Here is a 17,014-nt window from a genome sequence, read left to right as displayed (position 1 = left end):
GACGGGGACGCGCCCCGGCTTTTTCTGTACGTCTTCTTCTGAACGTCTGGAAGGACAGGGCATGACGATCAAGGACACCCCCGAGGAGTGGGAGATCCGGGCCACGGACACCCCCTTCCGGGGCGCGAAGACCTCCGTCCGCACCGACGAGGTGGTCATGCCCGACGGCACGGCGGTCACCCGTGACTACCAGGTCCACCCCGGCTCGGTGGCCGTGCTCGCGCTGGACGAGGCCGACCGCGTCCTGGTGCTGCGCCAGTACCGGCACCCGGTGCGCCAGAAGCTGTGGGAGATCCCGGCCGGACTGCTCGACGTGCCGGGCGAGAACCCGCTGCACGCCGCGCAGCGCGAGCTGTACGAGGAGGCGCACGTCAAGGCCGAGGACTGGCGGGTGCTGACCGACGTGTACACCACGCCCGGCGGCTGTGACGAGGCCGTACGGATCTTCCTCGCCCGCGATCTCTCCGAGGCCGAGGGCGAGCGTTTCGCGGTCGAGCACGAGGAGGCCGACATGGAGCTGGAGCGGGTGCCGGTCCAGGAGCTGGTGCGCGGGGTGCTCGCCGGGGAACTCCACAACAACTGCCTGGTCGTGGGCGTGCTGTCGCTGGTCGCCGCGCGGACCGGGGACGGACTGGACGCCCTGCGCCCGGCGGAGGCGCCCTGGCCGGCCCGGCCGTTCTCCTCCTGATCCGCCCACCGGTCCGCCCCCTGTCCGCCTTCCGATCCCCTGGTCACCCCCACCGGTGTGACCATCGCCTGATCCGATCGGGGGACGCCGCCGCCGTGCTCCACCGGGATCGTCGCAGAGCGTGAACTAGGCTCTGGAAACGCCCGGTCGGAGACCCGGCGGGCTGTGCACGTGCAGGTGGGACGGGAGTGTGGCCCGTGACGGATCAGGCGGTGGACACAGGCGGCTTGGAGCTGTCGGGACACACGTCGCCGGAGTTGTTCTTCCTGGGCCGCACACGGGAGTTGAAGGAACTGCGCGCGGACATCGAGCGCGCCGGACTCGACACCCTGGCAGGCCGCAAGGCTCCCCGCGCCCGCGTGCTGCTGATCGCCGGCCGGCCCGGCTCCGGCCGCACCGCGCTCGCCGAGGAACTGGTCCGGCAGGTCGCCGGCCGCTACCCGGACGGGGTGCTGCGGGCCCGGCTCAGCGAACCCGACGGCACCCCCGTCCCCACCGAGCGCGCCGCCCGGGACCTGCTCGCCGGACTGGGGCTGCCGGCCCCCGCCGGAGCCGCCGTGGACGACCTCGCGGCGGAGCTGCGCGCGGCCCTGGCCGGCCGCCGGACGGTGCTGCTGCTGGACGACGCGGCCGACGCCGAGCAGGTCGACGCGCTGCTGCCGGACGCCCCGGACTGCCTGGCCGTCGCCGTCGCACAGGGTCCGCTGACCGGGATCGCCGACGTCCGCCCCTGCACCCTGGGCGGCCTGGACACCAAGTCGGCGGTGGAGCTGCTGTCCCGGCGCGCCGGCTCGGTGCGGATCACCGTGGACCCGCGCGCCGCCGAGACCCTGGTCGAGGAGTGCCAGGCACAGCCCGCCGCGCTGATGCTGGCCGGCGGCTGGCTGGCCGCCCGCCCCAAGTCGGCCGTCGCGGACCTCGCCAAGCAGTTGCGCGCCGGGGACGACGAGGAGACCGCGGGCACCCCGCTCAGCCGGGTGTTCCGGCTCCTCTACGCGGCCCTGCCGGCCCCGGCCGCCCGGATACTGCGACTGCTCGCCCTGGCCCCCGCCGGGTACGTGGACCCCCACACCGCCTCCGCGCTGGCCGGCTGCTCGGTCAGCGCGGCCCGCACCGCCCTCGACGACTTCGTCGCCCTCGGCGTGCTGCGGGGGGTGGACTCGCCGCTGCCCCAGTACGAGGTGCCGGGCGCCCTGCACCCGCTGCTGCGCGCCCTCACCGAGACCCAGGACAAGCCCGCCGAGCTCCAGCTGGCCCGCGCCCGGATGCTGGAGCGGACCGTCCGGCTGCTCCAGTCCTGCCGGGCCATCACCGAGACGGACTCCCCGCAGGCCCGCGCCAAGCTGCTCGGCATGCCCCGCTCGCTGCGCTTCCCCAGCCCGCGCGCGGCGGAGGACTGGCTGCGCATCCGCCGGCCCGCCCTGCTGGCCGCGGCCCGGCTCGCGGTCGCCGACGGAGAGCTGGACACGCTGGCCCGGCGGCTGCTGTCCCAGCTCGTGCGGACGCTGGTCGCGCACTTCGGCACCCAGGCCGCGGCCCCCGACCTGTACGGCATCCACCAGCTCGTGCTGGACGTCGCCGAGCGGCAGCGGCTGCCCCGGGAGCGGGCGGCGGCCCTGCTGAACCTGGCCGACCTGGACGCGCAGACCGGGCGTACCGCCGAGGCGCTGGTGCGCTACCGGGCCGCGCTGGACGCGGGACGGGAGGCGAACGACCCGTACGCGACCGGCCGCGCGATGGAATCCGTGGGCGGTGCCCACGAGGAGCTGGGCGACTACGACCGGGCCGCAGACTGGTACGGCCGGGCGCTGGCCCAGCGCCTGGCCCGCGACGAGCGCGCCGACGCCGCCCGGCTGTACGGCCGGATCGCCGCCGCCCACACCTACGCGGGCCGCTACGGCGAGGCGGCCCGCGGCTGGCGGGCGGCGGTCGCCGGGTACCGCAAGCTCGGGGACGTCGCCGCGCACGCGCGGGCGTTGAGCGAACTGGCCCGGGTGCAGGAGTACGCGGGCCGGCCCGAGGAATCGCTGCGCACCTGCCAGGAGGCGGTGGAGTGGGCGCGCCGGGCGGAGGACACGCGGCTGCAGGCGGCGCTGCACCTGCGGCTGGCCGACACCCTGGACCACCTCGGCGACCCCACGGCGGCCGGACTGCACCGCAGCGCGGCCGAGCGCATGCTGGGGGAAGAGCCGCAAGAGACCGGGCAGGAGGGCGATCCGGAAGATCGACAACCGGAACACGGAGGTAATGCCTGCGAAATCCGTAGTGCATCCACTGAAGATTGATGCAATGAAAGGCTAGACAGCGGGAACGCCTTCATTAGACTGGCTCTGCCGCACGTTCTCCTGCGGTGTCTCCCGGTGTGCCTTGTTACATCCGGGTATGTCACGTACCACACCCCCCTCTGAGCCAAGGACCGTGATCGACGTGAAGGTCGGCATCCCCCGCGAGGTCAAGAACAACGAGTTCCGGGTGGCCATCACCCCCGCCGGCGTGCACGAGCTGGTGCGCAACGGCCACCAGGTCGTCATCGAGCGGGGCGCCGGCCTCGGCTCCTCGATCACGGACGAGGAGTACGTCGCCGCCGGCGCCGGGATCCTCGACACCGCCGACGAGGTCTGGGCCGCCGCCGACCTGCTGCTGAAGGTCAAGGAGCCGATCGCGGAGGAGTACCACCGCCTGCGCAAGGACCAGACGCTCTTCACCTACCTGCACCTGGCCGCCTCCAAGGAGTGCACGGACGCGCTGATCGAGTCCGGCACCACCGCCATCGCCTACGAGACGGTCGAGCTGCCCAGCCGCGCGCTGCCGCTGCTCGCCCCGATGTCCGAGGTCGCGGGCCGCCTGGCCCCTCAGGTCGGCGCCTACCACCTGATGCGCGCCAACGGCGGCCGCGGTGTCCTGCCCGGCGGAGTCCCCGGCGTCACCCCGGCGAAGGCCGTCGTCATCGGCGGTGGCGTCTCCGGCTGGAACGCCACCCAGATCGCCGTCGGCATGGGCTTCGACGTGACGCTGCTGGACCGCGACATCAACAAGCTGCGCGAGGCCGACAAGATCTTCGGCACCCGGGTCAAGGCCGTCATGTCCAACTCCTTCGAGCTGGAGAAGGCCGTCCTGGACGCCGACCTCGTCATCGGCGCCGTCCTCATCCCGGGCGCCAAGGCCCCGAAGCTCGTCACCAACGAGCTGGTCTCCCGGATGAAGCCCGGAAGTGTTCTTGTCGACATCGCGATCGACCAGGGCGGCTGCTTCGAGGACTCCCGTCCGACCACGCACGCCGAGCCGACCTTCCAGGTCCACAACTCGATCTTCTACTGCGTCGCCAACATGCCCGGCGCCGTCCCGAACACCTCCACCAACGCCCTCACCAACGCGACGCTGCCGTACATCGTGTCGCTGGCCAACAACGGCTGGGTCGAGGCGCTGCGCCGCGACGCCGCGCTCGCCAAGGGTCTCAACACCCATGACGGCAAGGTCGTCTACAAGGAGGTCGCCGAGGCGCACGGCCTGGAGCACGTGGAGCTGGAGTCGCTCCTCGGCTGACCCCCCGCCGGTCCGCGACCGAGCGACTGGTTCAAGTCATCCCTACGGAAAAGGCGATTCGTCAACAGGGGTCGTCAACCGTGAACATCCGGCCGGACCTTGCCCGACAAGGTCCGGCCGGATGTGTGTATGGTCACTTTGCGACGCTCGGTCAACTCGCCTCGAACGTAACCCTTCGACCGATTCGCACACCGGTGAAACCTGCTGTGCGACACTCATACGCCCTTGACAGCGGGGTGTTTCATTGCCGACACATCGGGCCGGGTCCGGCGGATTGTGTTGCTGCGGACGCCCGACACGCCATAGAGTCGCCGAACGTCGGCATGGTGCCACGCTGACCTTGTCTAGAAGTTTCCTGGTCACCAAGGAGGTAAGACGACTTGTGAATGAGTCGACATTTTCTCCCGGGGGTGGTCAACCAGGAATGCCTGCGCGGGGCCAGGACTCCGCGGGGCTCGAGGCTGTCGGCTCCGTCGCTGTCCGTACCTTCGCAGCCCACCAGAGCCAGACCAGCCCCCACATGGCTCAGACAGCACCCCAGAGCATGGATGGCCATCACGTGAACGCCATGGCCGGCGACGGAAGTGGCGCGCCCCACAACCACTTCGCCGACTACGAGGACCTGCCCGAGGGGCACTTCTACGACCCCGACGCCGAGTACGAGCCCGATCCCGAGTACGCGGCCACGCTCGCGCCCGACGCGGCCCGCCAGCGCCGTGAGCGCGTCGGCCCGACCGGACGCCCGCTGCCGTACTTCCCGATCCCGGGCCCGCTGACCGATCACGGGCCCGCGACCATCATCGCGATGTGCAACCAGAAGGGCGGCGTCGGCAAGACGACGTCCACCATCAACCTGGGCGCCGCGCTCGCGGAGTACGGGCGCCGCGTGCTGCTCGTGGACTTCGACCCGCAGGGCGCGCTGTCGGTCGGCCTCGGCGTCAACCCCATGGAGCTGGACCTCACCGTCTACAACCTGCTCATGGAGCGGGGCCTGTCGGCCGACGAGGTGCTGCTGAAGACCGCGGTCCCCAACATGGACCTGCTGCCCAGCAACATCGACCTCTCCGCGGCCGAGGTCCAGCTGGTCTCCGAGGTCGCCCGCGAGTCGTCGCTCCAGCGCGCCCTCAAGCCGCTGCTGGCCGACTACGACTACATCGTGATCGACTGTCAGCCCTCGCTCGGCCTGCTCACGGTCAACGCGCTGACGGCCGCGCACAAGGTGATCGTGCCGCTGGAGTGCGAGTTCTTCGCCCTGCGCGGCGTGGCGCTGCTGACCGAGACCATCGAGAAGGTCCAGGAGCGGCTCAACCCGGAGCTCGAGCTCGACGGCATCCTCGCCACGATGTACGACTCGCGCACCGTGCACAGCCGCGAGGTGCTCGCCCGGGTCGTCGAGGCCTTCGACGACCACGTCTACCACACGGTCATCGGGCGCACGGTGCGTTTCCCGGAGACCACGGTCGCCGGTGAGCCGATCACCACCTACGCCTCCAACTCCGTCGGTGCCGCCGCCTACCGCCAGCTCGCCAGGGAGGTGCTCGCCCGGTGTCACGCCGAGTGAGTCTGCCGGGGGCCGACGAACTGTTCCGCACGACAGGGGGCATGGCACTCCAGCCGTCCACTCCCCGGCGCCCGGCGGGCGGCGAGCCCCGGGTGCCGGCCCCGGCCGGCGAGAGCGACCCGGCGATCGCGGACGACGCCCCGCACGCCGTGCCCGCGCAAGGCGGCGACGGCGACGGCGCCGAGCACATGCCCGCGGACCCCGACGCCGCCGAGGCGGGCGAGTCCCGCAGCCGGACCGCCACCGGGGAGCGCCCCGCGCGGCGCCAGCCGGCGCAGGAAGGTTCTGCCGCGGCCGCGCCCCGCAAGCGCGGACGGACGGCCACGCGGCGGCCGAGCGGACGCGAGCGCCACGACGAGAAGATCACCGTCTATGTCTCCGCCGAGGAGCTCATGGACCTGGAGCACGCGCGTCTCGTGCTCCGCGGCGAGCACGGGCTCGCCGTCGACCGGGGCCGGATCGTGCGCGAGGCCGTGGCCGTCGTGCTCGCCGACCTGGAGACCCGGGGGGACGCCAGCATCCTCGTGAGGCGGCTCCGGGGGCGGTAGCGGTAGCCTGCGGGGGCCATGACCTCGTACGACGCTTCCGCCTCCGGCCGTGCCGGGCGCCGGCGCGCGCTGGGCAGGGGGCCCGGGACGCCGTCGGCGGAGCCGCACGAGGCCCCCGCCGAGCCGCGGGACCGGGAGACCGCACCGGTCGTGCGGGAACCCCAGCCGGAGCCGGAGCCGCAGGCTGTCGCTGCGGAACCCGGGCCCGCAGCGGCCGTGTCCGAGCCGGAGCCCACCGAGCCCGAGCCCGTCGGGCGCGAGCCCGCCGAGCCGGAGCCCGCCGAGCCCGAGCCCGCCCAGCCGGAGCCCGTCGAGCGCGAGCCCGCCCAGCCGGAGCCCGAGGCCGCCGACGACGGTGTCTTCACGGTGCGGCTCGCCAACTTCGAGGGCCCGTTCGACCTGCTGCTCCAGCTGATCTCCCGGCACAAACTGGACGTCACCGAGGTCGCCCTGTCGAAGGTGACCGACGAGTTCATGGCGCACATCCGGGCGAGGGGCCCGGAGTGGGACCTCGACCGGACGACCGAGTTCCTGGTCGTCGCGGCCACCCTGCTCGACCTGAAGGCGGCCCGGCTGCTGCCCGCGGCCGAGGTGGAGGACGAGGCCGACCTGGCGCTCCTGGAGGCGCGGGACCTGCTCTTCGCGCGGCTGCTCCAGTACCGGGCGTACAAGCAGGTCGCGGACATCTTCAGCGGGCGGCTGGAGGACGAGGCCCGCCGCCACCCGCGCACCGTCGGCCTGGAGCCCCGGCACGCCGAGCTGCTGCCCGAGGTCGTCATCAGCATCGGCGCGGAGGGGTTCGCGAGGCTCGCGGTCAAGGCGATGCAGCCGAGACCGAAACCGCAGGTGTACGTCGACCACATCCACGCCCCGCTGGTCAGCGTGCGGGAGCAGGCGGGGATCGTGGTGGCCCGGCTCAGGGAGCTGGGCGAGGCGAGCTTCCGCGCGCTGGTGGAGGACACCGACGACACCCTCACCGTCGTGGCCCGGTTCCTGGCGCTGCTGGAGCTGTACCGGGAGAAGGCGGTGGCCCTGGAGCAGGAGACCGCCCTCGGGGACCTGCTGGTGCGCTGGACCGGCGGGGACGGCGACGACCGGCCCCTGGTGACCGACGAGTTCGACCGGCCGCCCGAGCAGCCGAAGGAGGAGGAGAAGGCGTGACGAGCGAGGAGACGGTCGCCGCACTCGATCTCAGGCCCGCCCTGGAGGCCGTCCTGATGGTCGTGGACGAGCCCGCCACCGAGGAGCACCTGGCGAGGATCCTGGCGCGGCCCCGGCGGCAGATCGCCGACGCGCTGCGCGAACTGGCCGACGAGTACGCCGCGCAGGGCCGCGGGTTCGAGCTGCGGTTCGTCGCGGGCGGCTGGCGCTTCTACACCCGTCCCGAGTACGCGGCGGCCGTCGAACGCCTCGTCCTGGACGGCCAGACGGCCCGGCTCACCCAGGCCGCGCTGGAGACGCTCGCGGTCGTCGCCTACCGCCAGCCCGTGAGCCGCAGCCGGGTCTCGGCCGTCCGCGGGGTCAACTGCGACGGCGTCATGCGCACCCTCCTCCAGCGCGGGCTGGTCGAGGAGGCGGGCACGGAACCCGAAACAGGTGCGATCCTGTACAGGACGACGAACTACTTCCTGGAGCGGATGGGCCTGCGCGGTCTGGACGAGCTCCCGGAGCTCGCGCCCTTCCTCCCGGAGGCGGAGGCGATCGAGGCCGAGACCCTGGAAGGCGTGCCGTCGTTCGATCCGGACGCTCCGGACTCCCAGGACGCAGACGACAAGACGGAACTTTGATGCGAAGCAGCAGCGGCAGGAACAGCAGCGGAAACAACGGCGGGAGCCGTGGTGGCAACAGCGGCGGCCGCGGCGGGAGCGGCGGTGGGCGCGGCAACTTCCGCGGCGCCGGCAACAACCGCGACGACAAGCAGGGCAGCGGCCGGCCGAAGAGGCCCCGCCCGGAGGAGCGGCGCTACGACGTCGGCCCCGGCGCCACCCAGGACGGCCCGAAGTCGGGGCGCGGCCCGACGGCCCGCGGCGGCGCCAAGGGCGGTCCGCGCAAGCCCCAGCAGCGCGGACGGTCGGCCCCGGCGACCTCGCGGGAGTACGAGGCCCGGATCGAGGAGCGCAACCGGGAGCGGTACGCGGGCAGGAAGGACGTCAAGCTGCCCAAGACCTTCCCCGGCGCCGAGCAGGAGGGCGAGCGGCTGCAGAAGGTGCTCGCGCGCGCGGGCTACGGCTCCCGGCGTGCCTGCGAGGAGCTGATCGAGCAGGCCCGCGTCGAGGTGAACGGCGAGATCGTCCTGGAGCAGGGCAAGCGCGTCGACCCGGAGAAGGACGAGATCAAGGTGGACGGGCTCACCGTGGCCACCCAGTCCTACCAGTTCTTCTCGCTGAACAAGCCGGCCGGCGTCGTCTCCACCATGGAGGACCCGGAGGGGCGGCAGTGCCTCGGTGACTACGTCACCAACCGGGAGACCCGGCTCTTCCACGTGGGGCGGCTGGACACCGAGACCGAGGGTGTCATCCTGCTCACCAACCACGGCGAGCTGGCGCACCGGCTGACCCACCCCAGGTACGGCGTGAAGAAGACGTACCTGGCCGCGATCGTCGGGCCCATCCCGCGCGACCTGGGCAAGCGGCTGAAGGACGGCATCCAGCTGGAGGACGGCTACGCCCGCGCGGACCACTTCCGGGTCGTCGAGCAGACCGGCAAGAACTACCTGGTCGAGGTGACCCTGCACGAGGGCCGCAAGCACATCGTGCGCCGCATGCTCGCGGAGGCCGGCTTCCCGGTCGAGAAGCTGGTGCGCACCGCCTTCGGCCCGATCACCCTCGGCGACCAGAAGTCGGGCTGGCTGCGGCGGCTGTCCAACACGGAGGTCGGGATGCTGATGAAGGAAGTCGACCTCTAGACCGGCCTTCCGGCGGATCACCGTCCCCCTCGTCGTCGGAGTGGCGGCAAGACGGACGGTGATCCGCGTGCCGGAACGCGCGCCGCGACCGGAGCGCTCCCGGCAACCGCCCTCCCTCGGCCTTGCGGCCGAGTTCGACGCCGTGGCGGTGATCCCCGCCGAGTCCGGCCCCCGGCGGGACACGGACCTGCCCCGGCCCGCGCTCGTCACCGACGACACCCGGACGGCGCTCGCCCTCGGCCCGGACCGCGCACCGCGACGTCCGGCCGGACGGCCGGACGGACGGCCGGACCGGGCGCTTCCGGTACCGGGACGAGCCGGTCGCCACGGGCGCGCTCCGCAACGCCCGACCCGGCCCGGCACACCGGCCGGGCACGGGCGGGCGCCGTCTCAGGTGACGGGCGCCGGGCGCCCGGCGGCCCCCGGCTGACTAGGCTGGCCGGACGCAGATCCGGTACGTACACAGCAAGGAGCAGCGCCGTGGCGGTACGAGCGGTCCGGGGGGCCGTCCAACTGGAGCGGGACGACGCCGAGCACATGGACGCGCAGGTCGCGGCCCTGCTCACCGCCATCCTGGAGCGGAACGGACTCACCGCCGAGGACCTGATCAGCATCTGGTTCACGGCCACCCCCGACCTGCACAGCGACTTCCCGGCCGCCGCCGCCCGCGGACTCGGCATCGTCGACGTGCCGCTGATCTGCGCCCAGGAACTCGACGTCGAGGGCGCCATGCCCCGCGTGGTGCGGGTGCTCGCCCACATCGAGTCCGACCGGCCCCGCACCGGCATCCACCACGTCTACCTCGGCGCCGCCGCCGCTCTGCGCAAGGACATCGCCCAGTGAGGACCGCACTCGTCATCGGCACCGGCCTGATCGGCACCTCCGCCGCCCTGGCCCTCGCCCAGCGTGGCGTCACCGTCCACCTCGACGACCACGACCCCGAGCAGGCCCGCACCGCCGCCGCGCTCGGCGCCGGCACCGACGAGGCCCCGGACGGCCCCGTCGACCTCGCCGTCGTCGCCGCCCCGCCCGCGCACGTCGCCGCCGTGCTGGCCGACGCCATGCGGCGCGGGGTCGCGCGCGGCTACGTCGACGTGGCCAGCGTCAAGGGCGGCCCGCGGCGCGAGCTGGAAGCGCTCGGCCTCGACCTGTCGTCGTACATCGGCACCCACCCCATGTCCGGCCGTGAGAAGTCCGGGCCGCTCGCCGCCACCGGCGACCTCTTCGAGGGCCGCCCCTGGGTGCTCACCCCCACCCGGGACACCGACACCGAGGTGCTCAACCTCGCGCTGGAGCTGGTCTCGCACTGCCGGGCCGTTCCCGTGGTGATGGACGCGGACGCCCACGACCGGGCCGTGGCGCTCGTCTCGCACATGCCCCACCTGGTCTCCAGCATGGTCGCGGCGCGACTGGAGCACGCGGAGGAGGCCGCCGTACGGCTGTGCGGGCAGGGCATCCGGGACGTCACCCGGATCGCCGCCTCCGACCCCCGGATGTGGATCGACATCCTCTCCGCGAATCCCGGACCGGTCGCCGACCTCCTCGCGGACGTCTCCGCCGACCTCGACGAGACGGTACGCGCCCTGCGCGCCCTCCAGTCCTCCGACGAGGCCGAGCGGCGCGAGGGCGCCGCCGGCATCGAGGACGTGCTGCGGCGCGGCAACGCGGGCCAGGTCCGGGTGCCGGGCAAGCACGGGTCCGCGCCGCGGGTCTACGAGACCGTGGCCGTGCTCATCGACGACCAGCCGGGGCAGCTGGCCCGCATCTTCGCGGACGCCGGGCAGGCCGGGGTCAACATCGAGGACGTGCGGATCGAGCACGCGACGGGACAGCAGGCCGGTCTGGTGCAGCTGTCGGTCGAGCCGAAGGCGGCGGCCGTGCTGAGCGCCGCGCTGCGGGAGCGCGGGTGGGCGATCCGGCAGTGACCTGACCGGCGCGCCCGCGGCGCTCCCGGCGGCCGCCGCTCCGGGCCGGGGCCCGCGTGGGCCGGGCCGCCGGGTGCGAGCCGGTGCTCCGGGGCGGGCGCTCGTCCGGATGGGGGACCCGCACCCAGTAACCTTGTCCGGGGCACCCGAACCGCCCCCGCCCCCGCCACCCGCACCAGGAAGGTGTCCCCCCGTGGAAAACGGCGCCGCCCGGACCGTTCCGTCAGTGATCGTCGCCATCGACGGCCCCTCGGGCACGGGCAAGTCGAGCACGTCGAAGGCCGTGGCCGCGCGGCTCGGCCTCAGCTACCTGGACACCGGCGCCCAGTACCGGGCGATCACGTGGTGGATGGTGACCAACGGCATCGACCTCGACGACCCGACCGCGATCGCCGCCGTGGCGGGGAAGCCGGAGATCGTGTCGGGCACGGACCCGGCGGCCCCGGCCATCACGGTCGACGGGGTGGACGTCTCCGGCCCGATCCGCACCCAGGAGGTCACCTCCAGCGTCAGCGCGGTCAGCGCGGTCCCCGAGGTGCGGGCCCGGATCACCGAGCTCCAGCGGTCCATCGCGGCCGCCGCCGAGGGGGGCATCGTGGTCGAGGGCCGCGACATCGGTACGACGGTGCTGCCGGACGCCGACCTGAAGATCTTCCTCACCGCCTCCCCGGAGGCGCGTGCCGCCCGCCGCAGCGGCGAACTGCAGGGCGCCGACGTCAACGCGACCCGCGAGGCCCTGCTGAAGCGGGACGCGGCCGACTCCAGCCGCAAGACGTCCCCGCTGGCCAAGGCCGGCGACGCCGTCGAGGTGGACACCACCGACCTCACGCTGGCGCAGGTCGTCGAGTGCGTGGTCACCCTCGTCGAGGAGAAGCGGGCCGGGAAGTGAGCGAGGCTCCGTCGGCGCGGGGTGCCGAGGTCGGGCGGCGCATCGGCGTCGGGCTGATGTACGGGCTGTGGCGGCCCCGGGTGCTCGGCGCCTGGAAGGTCCCGCCGAGCGGACCGGTGATCCTCGCGATCAACCACTCGCACAACATCGACGGGCCGATGGTCATGGGCGTGGCGCCCCGGCCGACGCACTTCCTGATCAAGAAGGAGGCGTTCGTCGGCCCGCTGGACCCCTTCCTGACCGGCATCGGCCAGCTGAAGGTGGACCGCGACACCACCGACCGCACCGCGATCACGCGCGCGCTGGGCGTGCTGGAGAACGGCGGCGTGCTGGGCATCTTCCCGGAGGGCACCCGGGGCGAGGGCGACTTCGCCTCGCTGCGCGCCGGGCTCGCCTACTTCGCGGTGCGCAGCGGGGCGCCGGTCGTGCCGGTGGCCGTCCTGGGAAGTTCCGGGCGGCCCGGACGGTTGATAAAGGCGCTGCCGCCGCTGCGCAGCCGCGTGGACGTCGTCTTCGGCGGCCCGTTCCAGGCGGGCGACGGCTCGGGGCGGCGCACACGTACGGCGCTGGACGAGGCGACCGGACGCATCCAGAAGCAGCTCACCCTGCACCTGGAAAACGCCAGGCGCCTGACCGGGCGCTGAGCGACACTGAGTAGTGGATCACCCCGGAACGGGGCGTTCCACCGATCACCACGATGAACGACGAGGTACGGACTTCATGAACGACCAGATCCAGCCCGGCGGCTCGGACGGTTTCGAGCACGACCACGGGGCGCTCGGCGACGCCGAGTACGCGGAGTTCATGGAGCTCGCCGCGGAAGAGGGCTTCGACCTGGAGGAGGTCGAGGGGGCCATCGAGGCGGCCGGGCACGGCCCGCTGCCGGTGCTCGCCGTCGTCGGCCGCCCCAACGTCGGCAAGTCGACCCTGGTGAACCGGATCATCGGCCGCCGCGAGGCGGTCGTCGAGGACCGGCCGGGCGTCACCCGCGACCGGGTCACCTACGAGGCGGAGTGGGCGGGCCGCCGCTTCAAGGTCGTCGACACCGGCGGCTGGGAGCAGGACGTCTTCGGCATCGACGCCTCCGTCGCCGCGCAGGCCGAGTTCGCCATCGAGGCCGCCGACGCCGTGGTCTTCGTCGTCGACGCCAAGGTGGGCGCGACCGACACCGACGAGGCCGTCGTGCGGCTGCTGCGCAAGGCGGGCAAGCCCGTCGTGCTGTGCGCCAACAAGGTCGACGGCCCGAGCGGCGAGGCCGACGCGGCCTACCTGTGGTCCCTGGGCCTCGGTGAGCCGCACCCGGTCTCCGCGCTGCACGGCCGCGGCACCGGCGACATGCTGGACGCCGTCCTTGAGGTGCTGCCGCAGGCCCCGGAGCAGACCTTCGGCACCGCCGTCGGCGGCCCGCGCCGCATCGCCCTGATCGGCCGCCCGAACGTCGGCAAGTCCTCGCTGCTGAACAAGGTGGCGGGCGAGGAGCGCGTCGTCGTCAACGAGCTGGCCGGCACCACCCGCGACCCGGTCGACGAGATGATCGAGCTGGGCGGCAAGACGTGGAAGTTCGTCGACACGGCGGGCATCCGCAAGCGGGTCCACCTCCAGCAGGGCGCCGACTACTACGCCTCGCTGCGCACCGCGGCGGCGGTGGAGAAGGCGGAGGTCGCGGTCGTCCTGATCGACGCGTCCGAGTCGATCTCCGTACAGGACCAGCGGATCATCTCCATGGCCGTCGAGGCGGGCCGCGCGCTCGTCATCGCGTTCAACAAGTGGGACACCCTCGACGAGGAGCGCCGCTACTACCTGGAGCGGGAGATCGAGACCGAGATGGGCCAGGTCGCCTGGGCGCCCCGGGTCAATGTCTCCGCGCGCACCGGCCGGCACATGGAGAAGCTGGTCCCGGCGATCGAGACCGCCCTCGCGGGCTGGGAGACCCGGGTCCCGACGGGCCGGCTGAACGCCTTCCTCGGCGAGCTGGTCTCCGCCCACCCCCACCCGATCCGCGGCGGCAAGCAGCCGCGCATCCTGTTCGGCACCCAGGCGGGCACCAAGCCGCCGCGGTTCGTGCTCTTCGCCTCCGGCTTCATCGAGGCGGGCTACCGCCGCTTCATCGAGCGCCGGCTGCGCGAGGAGTTCGGCTTCGAGGGCACCCCGATCCACATCTCCGTGCGGGTGCGCGAGAAGCGCGGCGCGAAGAAGAAGTGACGTGACGACGGAGTGACGTGACGACGAAGGGGCGGCCCCGGCAGGGACCGCCCCTTCGTCGTCCGGTCAGCGGCTGCCGCGCCGGGCCGGGGGCAGCGCCGCCGGGATCCGTCCGACACGCTCCCACTGCGCGGGCTGGCCGCCGCTCTGCCGGGCGCTGTTCGCGCCCGCGCCGTAGTAGGCGCCGTACGACCCCCCGAGCGAGCCGGCGAGCGCTCCGCCCGGTGAGCCGCTCGGCGAGGCCGCCCCGTACGGGATGCTCCCGAAGGCGGTGAACCCCAGCTTCTCCTCGCCGCTGCGGTCGCCCGGCAGGGCGCGGAACGACTTGACGTACTCGGCGTAGAGCTTGTCGTAGATCGGCGTGGGAGAGGGGGCGCTCCGGTCGGGGACCGGGCGCGACGGGGGCGGGACCGACGGATAGGGCTGGCGGCGGGGAGCGTCGTATGCGTGCACGTATGTCCAAACGACACCGGCACAGCAGAAGATGCGGGCCCGCCCCGGCCGAGGGGCGGGGACCGCGCCGGGGTGCGGCCGCGGCCGGACGCTCAGGTCCCCGCCAGCGGCAGGGTGCTCCCGACCAGCCGGCCGTGGGCGGCGGCCTTGTCCAGCGCCGCGCGCAGCAGGTCCTCCCGGGGCTGCCGTCCGATGGACCCGGCGGGCGCGGCGAACACCAGCACCTGCTGGTGCTTGTTGGCGGCGGCCCGCCAGCCCTCGGTGACCTGCAACGGCTGGTGGGCCTGCCACCAGGCCACCGGCTGACCGCCGTTCGCCGCGGGCTGGAGCACCGCGTGCAGCTGTCCCATCGCCAGCAGCACCGACCAGCCGTGGAGCACCGGCGGCACCGCGCTCAGCTCGGTCACCGGCAGGAATCCCTGCTCGATGAGGAGCGGCAGGAAGTCGTCGCCCACGGCGGTCGAGCCGGGCCGCACGATGGGGCCGGTCGGCTCGACGACCAGCGCGGGGTGCAGTTCCCCGGCGATCAGCACGAGTCCGCTGGTCACCCCGAGCACGGCCTGCTCGGGCACGACCTTGTCGGGCTCCAGGTCGACGGTGTCGGAGCCGATGGACCTGACGGCGCCCCGCAGCTGGTCCTCGGTGACCTGGACGACCTGGGAGGGCAGGCAGGTGGCGTGGGCGAAGGCGAGTACGGCGGTCTCGTCGCCGATGAACAGCACGGTGCTGGTGCGCTCGCGCTCGGAGTCGCCCGGGGTGCGGCAGGACGTGCAGTCGTAACTGCCCGGGGTGTTGTCTCCGGCGAGCAGCCGGTCGGCTTCTTCGTCGCCGATCTCGGCACGTACCTCGTCGCTGACGTCGAGCATGCGCGGCACGGGTGGCTCCCTGGGGATGCGGTGCGTGGCCGGGCCGGGTGGCTCCCGGCCCGTGGTCCGGGACGGTCCCGGGCTCATGAAGAAGACAACGGCCGATCTCCGGCGGGAGTCACGCTGCGCGGCCGACGGGATCGAACCACCCCACGCTCACGGTCACCTCCGGCCGCCAGGGCGGCACTCGCCCTCAACTCACGCAGCAGGGTGGGTACTTGGTCCGGAGAAGGGGGTCGCAGGACACTCGCGTTCCTGGTCGACAAATCCCGAAATCGGGGAACGAATGGGGTGGCCGAAATGTGCTGACGCGGACCGCGTCAGCACGCCCCCGGGGCCCGCAGATCCGATCCGCCGTCCGGGGCCGTCCGGTGCGCCGACCGGGTGGGCGCCCCCGCGCGCGGGGGCGCGGCTCGGCGGACGTCGCGGCAGCGCCGCCTAGCGTGGCCGGATGCTCCGCACGCCGATCGCGCTCGCCCTGGCCGTGGCCGCCCTGCTGACCGCGCCCGCCCCCGCCGCCGCCCGGCCGGCGGCCCCGCCCCCGCCGGCCGGACCGCAGTCCCTCCGCGCGCCGTACGCCTGCGCCGGGGACCAGTGGCCCTGGGGCTGCGTCGCCGAGTGCGAGAGCAGCGGGAACTGGCACATCAACACCGGTAACGGCTTCTACGGCGGCCTGCAGTTCTGGCAGCCCACCTGGGAGGCGTTCGGCGGCCTGAAGTACGCGCCCCGCGCGGACCTCGCCACCCGCGAGGAGCAGATCGCCGTCGCCCAGGAGGTGCTGGCGGTGCAGGGCTGGGAGGCCTGGCCGGTGTGCGCGAAGCGGTACGGGCTCAAGGGGCGGATGCACACCGTGAAACGCGGGGACACCCTGTACTCGATCGCCCGCAAGTACCGCGTCGAGGGCGGGTGGCAGGCGCTGTACCGGGCCAACAAGGAGACGATCGGCGCCCGTGCGGACCTGCTGGAGGTGGGCATGATGATCGCCCTCCCGGCGGACTCGGCCCGCGCCGGGTACCCCCGGTCGGCGCCCGCAGTGTTCGGTCCGCCGCTCGGCGACGATTCGGGCGGGCGGCCGCACCGCTGACCGCCAGGCCCGCACCGCGCCACCGCCAGGCCCGCGGCGGCGGTCCGCGGGACGGTGCCCCCACGGCCGTCCCGCTGCGCTGCCGTTCCCGGCCCCCTGGCCGGGGCTGTCCCCGAGGGGCGCGCCGGCTTTGTGTCCGAAGCGTGAATTTCCTGTGGGGGATCGGCGGGCGCGCCCCGGCAGGAAGGGGGAATGGAATGCGCTTCCAGGACGGCCCTCCCCGGGCTTTCCGCGGGCAATTCGACATGCCCCGCCGACGTACGGGAATTGTGTGCGGATACCCGCGAAGGGCGCATGGAACCGCTCGTCCGGGTGAGGATCACCGGCCGAAACGTGTGTCGTGATCCTGT

At 73.4% G+C, this 17,014-nt stretch carries 16 protein-coding genes; 14 read left to right on the top strand and 2 right to left on the bottom strand.

All coding sequences use genetic code 11. From position 1 onward, the window contains the following. The first annotated feature begins 61 nt into the window (after positions 1-61). From SGLAU_RS07705 to der, 13 genes are all read left to right on the top strand, one after another. The gene (locus SGLAU_RS07705; protein ID WP_043499533.1) at positions 62-688 is read left to right on the top strand and encodes an NUDIX domain-containing protein; all 627 of its coding nucleotides are present in this window, start codon (positions 62-64) and stop codon (positions 686-688) included. 197 nt (positions 689-885) lie between these two features. Beyond that, entirely contained in the window at positions 886-2,973 is a 2,088-nt protein-coding gene (locus SGLAU_RS07700) for a tetratricopeptide repeat protein (RefSeq protein WP_043506391.1), read from the top strand. Positions 2,974-3,106: 133 nt separating this feature from the next. Further along, complete coding sequence (gene ald / locus SGLAU_RS07695) at positions 3,107-4,231, top strand: alanine dehydrogenase (RefSeq protein WP_043499532.1); 1,125 nt, start codon at positions 3,107-3,109, stop codon at positions 4,229-4,231. Between the two features lie 424 nt (positions 4,232-4,655). Beyond that, a complete protein-coding gene (locus tag SGLAU_RS07690; RefSeq protein ID WP_078957631.1) occupies positions 4,656-5,792 on the top strand; it encodes a ParA family protein in 1,137 nt (378 codons plus the stop codon). After that, a complete protein-coding gene (locus tag SGLAU_RS07685) occupies positions 5,789-6,340 on the top strand; it encodes a hypothetical protein (RefSeq protein WP_043499530.1) in 552 nt (183 codons plus the stop codon). The genes SGLAU_RS07690 and SGLAU_RS07685 overlap by 4 nt, the downstream gene beginning before the upstream one ends. An 18-nt stretch (positions 6,341-6,358) precedes the next feature. Then, the gene (locus tag SGLAU_RS07680) at positions 6,359-7,501 is read left to right on the top strand and encodes a segregation and condensation protein A (protein ID WP_043499528.1); all 1,143 of its coding nucleotides are present in this window, start codon (positions 6,359-6,361) and stop codon (positions 7,499-7,501) included. Between the two features lie 56 nt (positions 7,502-7,557). After that, positions 7,558-8,127, top strand: a complete 570-nt coding sequence (gene scpB / locus SGLAU_RS07675) for an SMC-Scp complex subunit ScpB (RefSeq protein WP_244315322.1) — start codon at positions 7,558-7,560, stop codon at positions 8,125-8,127. Next, positions 8,127-9,245 (top strand): pseudouridine synthase, encoded by a 1,119-nt coding sequence (locus SGLAU_RS07670; RefSeq protein ID WP_043499523.1) that lies wholly within the window; start codon positions 8,127-8,129, stop codon positions 9,243-9,245. The genes scpB and SGLAU_RS07670 overlap by 1 nt, the downstream gene beginning before the upstream one ends. A gap of 480 nt (positions 9,246-9,725) precedes the next feature. Continuing rightward, positions 9,726-10,088: a chorismate mutase gene (gene aroH / locus SGLAU_RS07660; protein WP_043499521.1), complete on the top strand. Its 363-nt coding sequence runs from the start codon at positions 9,726-9,728 to the stop codon at positions 10,086-10,088. After that, positions 10,085-11,170, top strand: coding sequence for a prephenate dehydrogenase (locus SGLAU_RS07655; protein ID WP_043499519.1), 1,086 nt, complete (start codon positions 10,085-10,087; stop codon positions 11,168-11,170). The genes aroH and SGLAU_RS07655 overlap by 4 nt, the downstream gene beginning before the upstream one ends. Before the next feature lie 193 nt (positions 11,171-11,363). Beyond that, the gene (cmk, locus tag SGLAU_RS07650; RefSeq protein WP_043499517.1) at positions 11,364-12,059 is read left to right on the top strand and encodes a (d)CMP kinase; all 696 of its coding nucleotides are present in this window, start codon (positions 11,364-11,366) and stop codon (positions 12,057-12,059) included. Between the two features lie 56 nt (positions 12,060-12,115). Beyond that, complete coding sequence (locus SGLAU_RS07645) at positions 12,116-12,703, top strand: lysophospholipid acyltransferase family protein (RefSeq protein WP_412556262.1); 588 nt, start codon at positions 12,116-12,118, stop codon at positions 12,701-12,703. A 76-nt stretch (positions 12,704-12,779) separates the two neighbouring features. Then, complete coding sequence (gene der, locus SGLAU_RS07640; protein ID WP_043499513.1) at positions 12,780-14,261, top strand: ribosome biogenesis GTPase Der; 1,482 nt, start codon at positions 12,780-12,782, stop codon at positions 14,259-14,261. A gap of 66 nt (positions 14,262-14,327) precedes the next feature. Here der and SGLAU_RS07635 read toward each other — a convergent pair whose 3' ends face one another. Further along, positions 14,328-14,714, bottom strand: coding sequence for a hypothetical protein (locus SGLAU_RS07635; RefSeq protein WP_043499511.1), 387 nt, complete (start codon positions 14,712-14,714; stop codon positions 14,328-14,330). A 92-nt stretch (positions 14,715-14,806) separates the two neighbouring features. After that, positions 14,807-15,589: a hypothetical protein gene (locus SGLAU_RS07630; RefSeq protein ID WP_043499509.1), complete on the bottom strand. Its 783-nt coding sequence runs from the start codon at positions 15,587-15,589 to the stop codon at positions 14,807-14,809. Positions 15,590-16,031: 442 nt separating this feature from the next. Here SGLAU_RS07630 and SGLAU_RS07625 point away from each other — a divergent pair, with 442 nt between their 5' ends. Next, positions 16,032-16,664: a transglycosylase family protein gene (locus tag SGLAU_RS07625; protein WP_043499508.1), complete on the top strand. Its 633-nt coding sequence runs from the start codon at positions 16,032-16,034 to the stop codon at positions 16,662-16,664. The last annotated feature ends 350 nt before the right edge of the window (positions 16,665-17,014 follow it).

The organism is Streptomyces glaucescens, assembly GCF_000761215.1.
GTDB classification, from domain to species: domain Bacteria; phylum Actinomycetota; class Actinomycetes; order Streptomycetales; family Streptomycetaceae; genus Streptomyces; species Streptomyces glaucescens_B.
This window is presented reverse-complemented; position numbering and strand designations above follow the sequence as displayed.